Source organism: Limnospira sp. PMC 1279.21 (assembly GCF_032349615.1).
Taxonomy (GTDB): domain Bacteria; phylum Cyanobacteriota; class Cyanobacteriia; order Cyanobacteriales; family Microcoleaceae; genus Limnospira; species Limnospira fusiformis.
Genome location: NZ_JARPLU010000013.1, coordinates 1 through 11,867 on the forward strand (window position 1 = coordinate 1; position 11,867 = coordinate 11,867).

Consider the following 11,867-nt stretch of genomic DNA (forward strand, 5'->3'; position numbering starts at 1 on the left):
CAGCTACCTGAAAGGGGGGCACGAAGCCCCCGTGCTTCAGTCGGGGGTGCTGACTAGAACTACCTCTATTTCTGTCTCAAAGGTACAGCCGTGCTGGAAGCACGGGGTTGGAAACCGATGATTTCCGATGATAACATAGATTTTCGTAATGTTATCAATTTATCTTTAAGGTTCTTTACAGAACTTTGGGTTACGCAAAAAAACTTTACAAAAAACCATTTACAAGAATGGGGGTCTTAGCTTTACTGTTAAGAAATTAACATATAAGACCAAGATTCTTTTAACTCGATGTCAAAAGAAGTCCCACACCACGCCGTTGGGTTAATGAGAGGCAGTGTAGCAAGAGACTGATATCATTAACACACTATTGGCATTCATTGTCAAAAATGTAATCTTATTGAAACTATGCCCAATCCATTCCTAGGTGTCAGGATTCCTTCTGAGGTACACGAAGCACTCATGGCGCGGGTAAAAATCACTGGACAATCCAAGTCCGATCTGGTCATTGATGCCTTGAGATCCTATCTGGGAATATCACCTCAGCAGGAAAAACTTGATCAATTAGAAGTCAGACTATCGGCCTTAGAATTTAAATTGGAACAGTTGGGGGAAGAATCCCATTCAGATGATTAGACCTACCATGAGCCATTTTAATCTGCTCAAATCGGGTGATTCTGGGCGGTTTTCATCTGCCAAATTTTTGGGTTTGATGTTTCCTAATTTGAGGGATTATCAGCTAGGGTAAAGACCGTAAAATAGGATGACCAATGAAGGAACAGCAATGGTCATTAAGAGGGTGAGAAGAAAGCCAACTCGTGTAAAGTCGGAGAATTTATAACCTCCGGGACTATAAACCATGGTATTAGTTTGGTAGCCAATGGGGGTCATAAAGCTACAGGAAGCGGCGAGAGTGACTGCAAACATAAAGGCATAGGGATTTAATTGCAGGGTTTCAGCTACTCGGACAGCAATGGGAATCATGAGTACTACGGTGGCATTATTGGAGAGAATTTCTGTTAATAAAACTGTGATGATAAAGAAAAATGTTAACACCCAATACCCGGAAAGATGACCCCCGACAGACACTAAATTATTAGCCAGCCATTCAGTTGCGCCGGAATTTTCCATAGCAATTCCTAGGGGAATTAATCCGGCTAATAGAAAAATTACATCCCAACGAACAGCACCATACATTTCACCGGGTTTTAGACATCCAGTGGCGACCATCAAAATCACTCCGGCTAAAGCACTAACTAAAATGGGAACTATGTTAAAGGCTGCTAGTGCAATTACGCCTAAAGTAATGCCAATGGCGATCGCCGCTTTATCGGTGCGTAAGTTTTCGAGCTCTCTCTCTTCTAAGACTAACAGTTCCCTAGTGGTTTGTAAACCAATAAAACTCTGTTTTGGGCCTTGGACTAATAATAAGTCACCAAATCTGAGTTTGATTTTTCCTAAGCGTCCTTGGACTAATTCGGCACCGCGACGTATGGCTAATACGGTGACATTATACCGCTGTCTAAAGCGTAAATCTTTGAGGGTAGTACCAATTAGACGGGAGTTGGATAAAATCAAGACTTCGGCGATTTTTTCTTCTCCAGAACTCAGGACTGTTTCTAGGGATTGTTCCCTAAATTTGACATCAGGTAAAAGATCTAAACCTCTTTCGTTTTTAATTTTGAGTAAATCTTCACGGGTGCTACGAATAATCAGAATATCTCCGGGTTTTAAGACTTTATCGGCTACGGGTTGGGGGAGGTGAATTTTGTTGCGAACTAACTCTAATACGTCTAGGTCAAATTTGCGTTGAATTTCACTTTGGCGGAGGGTTTGTCCGACTAAGCTGGATGTATTAGTGACGACTACTTCGCTGAGATATTCCTGCAAATCATAGCTGTTATCGATGCCACTATTCATGCGTGATTCTCGTTTGGGTAGAAGTTTGGGGGCAACGAAGGAAATGTATAATAAACCAATGATAAAGGTTAATAATCCGACACTGGTAAATTGGAAAATATGAAAGTTCTCATAACCTAATTGTTCAGAGATGCCACCAGCGAGGATATTAGTTGATGTGCCAATTACGGTAATCATTCCCCCTAGAATTGAAGCGTAAGAAAGAGGAATCAGGAATTGGGAGGGTGAGTTTTTTTGCTGTTTACACCAGTCTTCGATGATGGGTAGAAAAATAGCGATAACGGCGGTATTATTAATAAAGGCTGAAATGGGTGCGACTAAGCCAACCATCACAAAAAGCTGTTGATTGATGCCGTTTCCTCCCCATTTAATTAGTCGATCGCGTATAATTTGAATGACTCCGGTGCGGGTAATTCCGGCGCTGAGGATAAACATAGCCATAACGGTAATGGTGGCTGAATTGCCAAAGCCAGAAATTCCCTGTTCGGGAGTGACTAAACCCAGGAACATTAATAAAACTGTAACAGCGATCGCCGTTAAATCTACCGGTAGCCATTCAACTATAAAACTAATCAGGGCGAGAACAACTATAGACAGAGTAAGAAAAACTTCCATGGGTGAAGATATGGTAAGGTGGCTGTTCACAAAGGTAACGTTTGATCATACAGCCAATTAGAACAGGTGTCAGGTATAGGGGAGTGAATAACCCTAGACCTGCGAAAAAGGACGATCAGTAGATCGTCCCTTGGGTTAAAGGCTGGGGGCTACAATGAGTTAATTTTTGGATTTGCTATTTCCGCCGCCATTGCTATCATCAGCAACAGTAGCTAAAACTCTTTGGGCTAGTTGTTCGGGGACTTCCTGTAAATGGTCAAATTTCCAGTTAAAGTAACCGACCCCCATAGTTAGCGATCGCAATTCTACAATCAGATCTTGCATTTCCGCCTGTGGTAAATAAGCCGACACCTGATCCCAACCTTTCCAGTCAGCCACAGGTTCATAGCCCAAAATTTGACCACGGCGAGTAGTAATCAATTGGAACAGTTGAGAGGTAAAGTCATTAGGGGCGCATACTTCCACCGTAACAATAGGTTCAAGCAAAGTGGGGTTACATTTAGCCATACCCGTTTGCATAGCCAGCCTGGCGGCTTGTTTAAAAGCCTGTTCGGAACTATCCACAGAGTGATAGGAACCATTAGTCAGGGTGACAGAAACATCAACGACGGGGAACCCTAGGGGACCTTGTTGGAGGTATTCTCGCACGCCCATTTCCACGCCGGGAATGTATTGTTTTGGCACCGCGCCGCCGACAATGGTTTCACTAAAGTTAAAACCTTCACCGCGAGGTAAGGGGGTAATATCTAAATAAACATCACCAAATTGTCCATGTCCGCCGCTTTGGTGTTTGTAGCGCCCGTGGGAGTTGGTATTAGAACGGATCGTTTCTTTATAGGGAATTTGAGGCGGCGAGGTAACTATGGGTAAGTTGTACTTGCGGCGTAGGCGATCGAGGGTTACTTTTAGGTGAATTTCTCCCTGTCCCCAGAGGATAACCTGGTGAGTGTCGGTGTTTTGTTCCCAAGTTAGAGAGGGATCTTCCTCGATCATTTTGGTGAGGGCGGCGCTGAGTTTTACTTCATCTTTGCGATTTTCTGGGGCGATCGCAAATGCCAATACTGGTGGCAAAACCTGGGCTTTCGGTAACGGTGCTTTGAGGCGATCGGGTTGAGTGGTCAAAGTATCCCCGGTTTTGATGCCTTCCATACGCGCCAAGGCGACAATTTCCCCGGTTTTGGCAACTTGCACGCCCTGGGTTTGTTGTCCCAGCAGACGGTACATTCCGGCTGCGCGTATACCATTAAGAACAATGCCCTCGGTAAGTTCTCCCTGCCAGACTCGCACTAGGGAGAGTTTACCACCTTGGGGGGTGTAAAAGGTTTTCAGGACTTGGGCGATCGGGATATCGCTGGTTCCTTTGAGTCCCCGACGTTCGGCGGTTAAGCTGGGTTCTGGGGCTTCTCGGACTAGGGCATCAAGAAGCGATCGCACTCCATATTCTAATTCAGCCGCTCCGAAAAATACGGGAACAATCAAATCCGCGCCCAATTCCATTTTTAGGTCTTTGACAATTTCCTCCGTGGGCGGTTCAATTTCTTCGAGAAGTTCTTCCAAAAGGTGATCATCAAAGTTAGATAATTGTTCTAACATCTCCTGGCGGGCGGCGTGTTCCAGGTCTTTTAGTTCTTCCGGCATGGGAACCGGATCTGAGGCGGCACCAGGATGGTAGTTATAGGCTTGTTCTGTGACCAAATCGATAAAACCAATTAATTCTGAACCTTTGGCGATCGGATATTCTTGGGGAACTATGGGGCGACTCGATACAGTTTTCAGGGCATTTAATAACTCTAAAAAGTTGAGGTTGCAGCCTTCTTCATCAGAGAAAGCCCGATCCATTTTATTAATGAACACAATATGGGGAATTTCCCAATCATCCAAAAATTTGAATAACGGGGATAGGGTGAGGATGCGTAATGGTTCCGGTTCACAAACCACTATTGCTAATCCTGCACCCATCAGGGCGTTATAGGTTTCTTGGGCAAATTCTACCGAACCTGGACAGTCGAGGAAGGTAAAGTTAATGCCGCCATATTCAGTATAAGCGGCATTGATTTCTACACTCATATTGCGATCGCGAGCCTCAGCTACGCTATCCCCGATCCGATTGCCTTCTTTAGCTGTACCTTTACGGGTAATCGTTCCCGTCGCAAACAGCAGACTTTCTAGCAGCGCTGTTTTGCCGCTCAAATAGGGGCCGACAATCGCGACATTACGATTTTCTGATGCAACATTATTTGTCATCTGACGCTCTCCTGAAACCGGATAAATCAATCATTATAACACGGTGGCAATTGTGATTTTTTGAACGAGAAATCATCTCTCGGAAACTTAATATTTTTTCAACAATTCACAACCGGGATACCGTGGGACTTTGCTGCTCTCAGTTTCCCTTAGTCTCCGGCTCATATTAGGATAGATACTTCCGGTTAGGGATTGAGAGTGAACTACCTTTTAATTTAGGATATTTTGTCGCCAATTTTACACCTAGTTAATCAAACACAACATTATTAAATTTTGCGAATTTTTGTAAATCAATATGGCGTTTTTTAAGGTTAATGTAAGATTTGCTCTCAGACAGAATACCCCCCCATAAAGCACTAAGGGGGGGTGAGGGGTTAGAGCAACTAACTGGATAAACCCATCATGTCGCTGTTATCGTGACCGGGGGCTACCATCGGGTAACAGTCCTCATCACGGGTAACCCGAACATCTAGGATCATCGGACCCTTGTGGGATAGGACTTTAGCGATCGCCTTTGGTAAATCTTCCCGTTGGCGGACTGTCATAGCCTCAATGCCATAAACATCAGCTAACCGGGCAAATTCTGGGGTTCCATCTTCCAGGTTAGTAGCCTCATAGCGGTCATTATAAAACATATGTTGCCACTGGCGCACCATTCCCAACCAGCCATTATTGAGAATAATCACCTTAACCCCAATACCATACTGAGCAATAGTTCCCAATTCTTGCATATTCATTTGGAAACTACCATCACCGCTAATACAGATAACCGTATCATGAGGATGAGCCACCTTAACCCCCACAGCAGCAGGTAAACCGTAACCCATAGTCCCTAAACCGCCGCTAGTCATCCAACGTCGGGGGCCATTTTTCACGAATTGCGCCGCCCACATTTGATGCTGACCCACATCAGTAGTATAGAAAGCATCAGGACATTGATGGCTAAGTTCCACAATCACCTCTTGAGGAGAGATACCATCTTCCGGGTGAGGAACCGTCAGGGGGTATTGGTTACGCAATTGATTAAGGTGCGAGTGCCATTCCTGGGTTTGTTCCGGCTTAATTTCCGTTCCCAACTGATAGCTACGTTGTAGCATATCCCCCAAAACCTGTCGCACATCTCCCACAATAGGAACATCAGTAGTGCGATTTTTGCCCACTTCCGCCGGGTCAATATCAATATGAATCACCTTAGCGCTATGGGCGAATTTATCTCCAGTACCCGCCACCCGGTCATCAAAGCGAACCCCCACCGCGATCAGCAAATCACATTCACTCACCGCAAAATTAGCATAGGCGGTTCCGTGCATTCCCAGCATTCCCAGAGATAGGGGGTGATTTTCATCAAAAGCACCTTTTCCCATCAAAGTGCTAGTAACTGGTATTTGGAAGCGTTCCGACAATTCGGCGATTTCAGCATGAGCCCCCGCCATAATTGCACCTCCCCCCACATATAGGAGGGGTTTAGTAGCTTCGGAAATCAACTGTAAAGCCTGATTAATTTGTCGAGGATTTCCCCGCACCGTGGGACGATATCCCACCCGTCGCACTGACCCTGGTTCTACCGGAATATAATCAATTTGAGCATTACCCACATCTTTGGGAATGTCAATTAACACAGGTCCCGGTCTGCCACTACTGGCTAGGTGAAATGCCTCAGCCACAATTCTCGGTAATTCCGAAGGTTCGCGGACTAGATAGGAATGTTTAACAATGGGTAGGGTAATCCCAAAAATATCAATTTCCTGAAACGCATCTGTTCCCAAGGCGCTGCGGGGGACTTGTCCGGTAATGGCTAACACCGGGACAGAATCGAGATAAGCAGTGGCTAGACCTGTAACTAAATTGGTGGCTCCTGGTCCAGAGGTGGCTAGACATACCCCCACCTTTCCGGTACTCCGGGCATATCCATCGGCAGCGTGAGCCGCTCCTTGTTCGTGCCGCACCAGATAATGTTTGATTTCCCCGGCTTGTTCGGCTCTATATATTTCGTCGTAAATGGGTAAGTTTGAACCTCCTGGATAGCCAAAAATATGCTGCACACCGTGGCGGCGCAGGCTATCAATCAGGGCAAAGGCTCCTGTTACTCTTTTTACGGCTTGTTTTTGGTCCTGCATAACATTCTCCATCTCTGATGCCTAGGATAAATTATGGTTGGGATTACCTGAGCAATTGTCATCAATTTTTTATATTTGTGACAATTTCTGATTAATACTCTTGCCATTATTGCCATTTTATGCTATGCCAATAATGCCATCCCTAGCTGATTATCACTGCTATTTTACAGTGAGGATTCCGCTAATATAACTGAATTGGATGGGGTTTGCTGTTGCAACATTAAGCCATATTCTAAACCTTCTACGACGGCTTGATAGGATGCGTCTAGGATGTTAGTAGAGACTCCTACGGTAGTCCAACGCTGATGACCATTACTAGACTCTACCAATACACGAGTTTTGGCAGAAGTTCCGGCTTTACCATCTAAAATCCGCACTTTATAATCGCGCAGTTGAAATTCGGCTATTTCTGGGTAGAAATTTTGCAGGGCTTTCCGCAAGGCTGCGTCTAAGGCGGAGACGGGTCCGTTACCTTCGGCTACTTCTAAAAGTTCGCGATCGCTTACAATTACCTTAACCGTAGCTAGGGAGTTACAGGTCGCCAGACTAGACTTGTCACAATGCACTTGAAAACCGCGAATTTCAAACCACTGTTTCCGAGTCCCCAAAGCTGACCGCATCAATAACTCAAAACTCGCCTCCGCCGCCTCAAATTGATAACCTTGATTTTCCAATTCTTTCAACTGTTGCAAAAGTTGCCTACTGGTTGGATTATCCCGTTCTAGGTTAATACCATAGTTCCGCGCTTTCGCCAAAACATTGCTTAATCCCGACTGGTCAGAAATCACGATTCGCCGTTTATTTCCCACCTCTTCCGGGGCGATATGTTCGTAGGTTAACGGGTTGCGTTCCACTGCCGAAACATGAATCCCCCCCTTATGGGCAAAAGCTGATAATCCCACAAACGGGGCATGGTCATCTGGGGCTAGATTCACCACCTCACTAATAAATCTACTAGACTCGGACAGTTTACTTAATTGTTCATTGGCGATGCAAGAATAGCCTAATTTTAACTGTAAATTAGGTATCAAAGTACACAAATCGGCATTGCCGCACCGTTCCCCATAACCGTTAATGGTCCCTTGAATCATGGTAGCGCCTTCCATGACTGCTGCTAAAGCATTAGCAACGGCGGTTCCTGAGTCGTTGTGGGTGTGAATGCCTACCTGTACTGAGGTTTCACCCCAATTGGCTAGGGCTGTAACTACGGTTTTGGCGATCGCTGTTACCTCGTGGGGTAGTGTACCACCATTAGTATCACATAGCACTAACCATTCTGCCCCCCCGGCTACAGCCGCTTTTAGGGTTTCTAGGGCATATTCTGGGTTGTTTTTATAGCCATCAAACCAATGTTCAGCATCATAAATTACCCGCCTCCCTTGGCTGCGGAAAAACTCGATTGTATCCTGGATCATTGCCAGGTTTTCCTCTAGGCTGGTTTTTAGGCTTTCGGTAACGTGGAGATCCCAAGATTTGCCAAAGGTAGTAATCCAGATGGTTCCGGCTGATAAAATCGGTTTGAGGCTAGGATCTTCTGCTGCTTTGGTATGGGGGCGGCGGGTCGAACAAAAAGCCACTATTTCCGCTTGGCTGAGGGGTTCTTCCTTCAGTCGCCAAAACAATTGCACATCTTTCGGGTTAGCACCTGGCCAACCACCTTCAATAAACGGAATACCTAGTTGGTCTAGTTTCCGCGCTATCTGGAGTTTATCTTCTAGGGAGAGAGAGAGTCCTTCGCGCTGGGCTCCGTCTCGTAGGGTTGTATCATAAATCCAAAGTTGCTTACTCATAGTCTGTCTTTGGTAGTTGGTGCTGTTTTCAACCATGCGGTGGTATTTTATGCGATCGCTCTTTCCCCCCGCTCTCTAGTATGTCCCCAATTTACCCCATTGGTCTAATATCTAATCTTATTTTCACATTTGATCACCCCGTCCGTCCCTGGACTGTCCCCCTCCTCCTCGTAACCACTAACCCAGTTACAGCCTGTTCAGAAATCATCTGATCACATCTCAAAGTCCCTCTCCCAGAGAGGGAGAGGGATTTAGGGTGAGGGCAATGTATTAAGCGACTGGTGAACAAGCTGTAGTCGCCATTACCCCGAAAAATTACAGCTTTCCCGTAGCGTCAGAACCCGACTAGATCAATCTACTACCGGATAATTATACCCTGACGCACCACTTAATTAATACAATTTTAGTTAATATCAATTTATTTTTACCGTGTTGCCACCATCAGCAAAACCCACCACAGTTCAACTATCAATTATCGCTCCCTGCTACAACGAAGAACCTAACCTCGATTACTTATTATCTAGGTTGCTGGCTGTGATTGAACCTTTGCAGATTACCTATGAAATTATCTGTGTTAATGATGGCAGTCAGGATGATACTCTCGCCAAACTCATTAAACATCACCATTCCAATCATAACATTAAAGTGATTAACCTGTCAAGGAATTTTGGCAAAGAAATCGCTTTAACGGCGGGTTTAGATCATGCTAAAGGTGAAGCGGTCATTCCTATTGATGCTGACCTACAGGACCCACCGGAATTAATTGTAGAAATGCTGGAAAAGTGGCGAGAAGGTTATGATGTAGTTTACGCCAAAAGGCGATCGCGACAGGGAGAAACCTGGCTTAAACAGATAACCGCCAATGGTTTTTATCGAATTATGCAAAAGATGACTCCGGTTCGCATTCCCCAAGATACTGGAGATTTTCGACTGATGGATCGTCAGGTAGTGGCAGCCTTAAAACAACTCCCCGAAACTCATCGATTTATGAAAGGTTTATTTGCGTGGGTAGGGTTTAAACAAACCGCCCTAGAATATGACCGCTTACCGAGATATAAAGGTCGGACAAAATGGAACTATTGGCAATTGTGGAATTTGGCGATCGAAGGGATTACCTCTTTTAGCGCCCTCCCCCTAAAAGTCTGGAGTTACATGGGATTATTTATATCATTGGCGGCTTTTCTTTACGCCCTATTTTTAATCATCAGAACTTTGATTTTTGGCATTGATGTTCCCGGTTACGCTTCCTTAATGGTAGCCATTCTATTTATGGGAGGAGTCCAACTTATTAGTTTAGGCGTAATTGGCGAATACTTAGGCAGAATTTATGCGGAAGTCAAAAGAAGACCTCTCTATTTAATTCGAGATACCTATGGCATTGTTGATCATGAATAAAGGTTGGTTAAATTCCATCTGGGAGAGGGTGGGGATAATGGAATCCCCAAAAAAAGCTGCCCAAACCAAGGCAGCTTGTGAATTACTTGAGGTTATAATGGATTCTTGCTAATTTAATCATCTAACATGGTCGGAAGTGGGGCATCATGCGATCGCATGACCTGATCGGGTGATATTTAATAACTGACTGATCCTAACAGCCACTTATTTCTCGCCCAACGATCCAAACGCTTACGCAGTGACAAATCAGCAGTTTTAGTTATGGGTAATCCTAACTGCTGCTGAAACTTACCCACATATTCCTCAGTCCGATGATCATAAATCTCGCTGTAAGGAATCAGAGGACGAGGTTGGAAGATTAAGTTTAAGTTGTGCTGAAGATTCCGAACAATTTTCGCTAAAATTTCCTGGGTTTCTGGGTTAGCTGTCCCGGTTTGAGGTATATCATAATCTCGCTGAAATGACGAAATATTAGCATATCCTAAGCCTTTAATTGTCTCGGCAAAATCTTTAGGTAAATAAATAGGCTTAACTGGATCTGGTTGGGGTCGATTTTCCCACCAATAGGCTGTATCCTCTAACTTATCGCGGACATAGGTATCAGCCACCCCAGTTATGGGTAAATCATACCTTTTCTGAAAATCCTTAACGGCGGCGGTAGTTTTCGGACCATAAAACTGATTTCCGGGTAAGGGAGGATTCGGCCGCACTACAATATTAAGATGATTATGCAGACTACTGACAATGGCAGCCATCTCGGCTTGGGTCTTGTCTCCGACAATTCCATCAACAACCAAATTGCGATCATGTTGGAAGGCGCGAATGCCTTGTTGAGCGATCGCATCTGTGGGAGAATCATTATTGACTGGGACACCATAGCCCAAGCCATAAAGAACAAAACGTAGTTCTCGGTTCGTATAGTTGCGCCAATCTACCATTGGTCTAGCCTCACGGTTTGTATAATATGATTCAGTTTAAACCCTCAGCAATACAGGCGATCGCGATCGGGTGACTGAAACCCTGGAAGTCTTCTGCAAACTTCCACGGACCGCCCCCGGAATATTTCTGCCTTTTTGTTGCTATACTGCTACCCAAATTACCATGAAAGCACTATTTCCCTTCACGACCAACCTCATTCTCGCAGTGGCGATCGCCGCCGTTGCTATATTATCGGTCCAAAATGCCACCCCGGTTTCCCTACAGTTTATGATATTCGAGTCAATTAACATACCTGTAGGGGTAGTTTTGGCCTTCAGCTTGGCGATCGGCTTAATTGCGGGTGCGATCGGTATATTTATCTATCATCAAAGGTAAACTCTCCAAATTTCCCAATTGTCATATTTAGGTCATCTTTCTTTAATAAGGTATATTTCAACCCCCAAGAAAGAAACAACTGAGATGGCTTTTAGCGAGTTATTCCCCCTTGATCACAACTTTATTCCTGGTGCGATGGTTTCTGGGACTGTCGGTAGCCTAATTGATAACGGCGATGACTTTCTATTCTATCCTATCAACGGTTCAGAAGTCATTGTTGATGTCTCCCCTCTCCCCGCATGGCAACTTGGTTTAATGCCTGGAGAAATCATCACTCTCCAAGTAGGAGAATGGAATGGTCGCGAAATCGACACTAACAATATTATCCGTCCTGATGGGTCTACGGTGTTAGGTTTATCTAACATTCCCCCCATGACTGTACCACCTAATATAGACCCTTTAACAGGTGTCGGATTAACTACTCTCTCAGGTACAGTAATTAGCCAAACTGAACCGGATAGCTTTTTCTTCCAAA

General features: G+C 44.8%; 8 protein-coding genes and 1 pseudogene. 4 read left to right on the forward strand and 5 right to left on the reverse strand.

Going from position 1 to position 11,867, the window contains the following annotated elements; all coding sequences use genetic code 11:
• Positions 1–405 precede the first annotated feature (405 nt).
• Entirely contained in the window at positions 406–633 is a 228-nt protein-coding gene (locus tag P5683_RS03525) for a YlcI/YnfO family protein (protein ID WP_006670089.1), read from the forward strand.
• 99 nt (positions 634–732) lie between these two features.
• On the opposite strand, the gene P5683_RS03530 is transcribed toward P5683_RS03525, so the two are convergent.
• The 4 genes from P5683_RS03530 to cimA all read right to left on the reverse strand — a co-directional run bounded on the left by P5683_RS03530 (position 733) and on the right by cimA (position 8,683).
• Complete coding sequence (locus P5683_RS03530; RefSeq protein WP_006621364.1) at positions 733–2,532, reverse strand: SLC13 family permease; 1,800 nt, start codon at positions 2,530–2,532, stop codon at positions 733–735.
• Between the two features lie 159 nt (positions 2,533–2,691).
• Positions 2,692–4,776, reverse strand: coding sequence for an elongation factor G (locus P5683_RS03535; RefSeq protein ID WP_315639136.1), 2,085 nt, complete (start codon positions 4,774–4,776; stop codon positions 2,692–2,694).
• 383 nt (positions 4,777–5,159) lie between these two features.
• Positions 5,160–6,893, reverse strand: a complete 1,734-nt coding sequence (ilvB, locus tag P5683_RS03540) for a biosynthetic-type acetolactate synthase large subunit (RefSeq protein ID WP_315639135.1) — start codon at positions 6,891–6,893, stop codon at positions 5,160–5,162.
• Positions 6,894–7,057: 164 nt separating this feature from the next.
• The gene (gene cimA / locus P5683_RS03545) at positions 7,058–8,683 is read right to left on the reverse strand and encodes a citramalate synthase (protein ID WP_245394379.1); all 1,626 of its coding nucleotides are present in this window, start codon (positions 8,681–8,683) and stop codon (positions 7,058–7,060) included.
• A 429-nt stretch (positions 8,684–9,112) separates the two neighbouring features.
• On the opposite strand from cimA, the gene P5683_RS03550 reads away from it, so the two are divergent.
• Positions 9,113–10,078 carry a glycosyltransferase family 2 protein gene (locus P5683_RS03550; protein ID WP_008057367.1) on the forward strand — a complete coding sequence of 322 codons (966 nt, stop codon included), beginning with the start codon at positions 9,113–9,115 and terminating at the stop codon, positions 10,076–10,078.
• 176 nt (positions 10,079–10,254) lie between these two features.
• Here the strand turns inward: P5683_RS03550 and P5683_RS03555 are convergent, their stop codons facing one another.
• Complete coding sequence (locus P5683_RS03555) at positions 10,255–11,016, reverse strand: peptidoglycan-binding protein (RefSeq protein WP_006621357.1); 762 nt, start codon at positions 11,014–11,016, stop codon at positions 10,255–10,257.
• 70 nt (positions 11,017–11,086) lie between these two features.
• Here P5683_RS03555 and P5683_RS03560 point away from each other — a divergent pair, with 70 nt between their 5' ends.
• Together P5683_RS03560 and P5683_RS03565 are read left to right on the forward strand one after the other, a co-directional pair.
• Positions 11,087–11,392 carry a LapA family protein gene (locus tag P5683_RS03560; protein ID WP_228116483.1) on the forward strand — a complete coding sequence of 102 codons (306 nt, stop codon included), beginning with the start codon at positions 11,087–11,089 and terminating at the stop codon, positions 11,390–11,392.
• Positions 11,393–11,476: 84 nt separating this feature from the next.
• Positions 11,477–11,867: pseudogene (locus tag P5683_RS03565) on the forward strand (hypothetical protein); the annotation flags it as partial.

Excerpts from the sequence above, each read along its gene's own strand:
- P5683_RS03525 (WP_006670089.1), top strand. The coding sequence starts at position 406 with ATGCCCAATCCATTCCTAGGTGTCAGGATTCCTTCTGAGGTACACGAA.
- P5683_RS03530 (WP_006621364.1), bottom strand. The coding sequence starts at position 2,532 with ATGGAAGTTTTTCTTACTCTGTCTATAGTTGTTCTCGCCCTGATTAGT.
- P5683_RS03535 (WP_315639136.1), bottom strand. The coding sequence starts at position 4,776 with ATGACAAATAATGTTGCATCAGAAAATCGTAATGTCGCGATTGTCGGC.
- ilvB (WP_315639135.1), bottom strand. The coding sequence starts at position 6,893 with ATGCAGGACCAAAAACAAGCCGTAAAAAGAGTAACAGGAGCCTTTGCC.
- cimA (WP_245394379.1), bottom strand. The coding sequence starts at position 8,683 with ATGAGTAAGCAACTTTGGATTTATGATACAACCCTACGAGACGGAGCC.
- P5683_RS03555 (WP_006621357.1), bottom strand. The coding sequence starts at position 11,016 with ATGGTAGATTGGCGCAACTATACGAACCGAGAACTACGTTTTGTTCTT.